The 598-nt window shown below is 69.9% G+C and carries 1 protein-coding gene; it reads right to left on the reverse strand.

Annotated elements, in window-relative coordinates:
• A partial coding sequence (locus tag DBR34_RS21680) for a hypothetical protein (protein ID WP_219928223.1) occupies positions 1 to 431 on the reverse strand: 431 nt, incomplete at its 3' end.
• Between the last annotated feature and the right edge of the window lie 167 nt (positions 432 to 598).

Raw genomic sequence — 598 nt, forward strand, 5'->3', positions numbered from 1 at the left:
GCCGTGGCATGGAAGGGCAGGGCCGCCAGCGCTTCTTCCAGGCTGGCGGGGCTGCCCAGCGTCACCGACGACAGCGATGCCAACGCAGCGGGCTCTGCCAGGGCATGCGCCGTGGGCGCCTGTACGGTCACCAGTACCGTGCGGTGGCCCTGATACAGCGCGACCCATTTGTCGAACACACGTCCATGCGCAGCCTGACGACCGACCGCCACGGGCACCGCGATGCCGTCGGCGACGATGGCGTGCAGGCGATCGACCTCCACCCCTTGGGTGGCAAAGTGCTGGCGTGCACTGGGCAGATCGTTGAACAGCGTGGCAACGACCGGCGCGCTGTCGGCCGGCAGTTCGGCGACCAGGATGCTGGCCTGGCCATCGGCAGTGACGAACCCGGCGAAGTTGGGGGCAGGCAGGAAGCCGACCGGTGGCGCCATGCGGACCAGCGAGCCGGGCACCGGTTGAACCGGTGGCGCGGGGGGCGCCTTGCATCCGACCAGCAACGGGAGCAGGCAGCAGGTGGCGGCACGCAGAGCGCGGCGAAGAAACGCAAGCATCGGAAGCCTCATTGCAGAAGTGCCGGCTCGGCGAGTCCGCCGACGGG

It is taken from the genome of Stenotrophomonas sp. HMWF003 (assembly GCF_003061285.1).
Lineage (GTDB): Bacteria > Pseudomonadota > Gammaproteobacteria > Xanthomonadales > Xanthomonadaceae > Stenotrophomonas > Stenotrophomonas maltophilia_AP.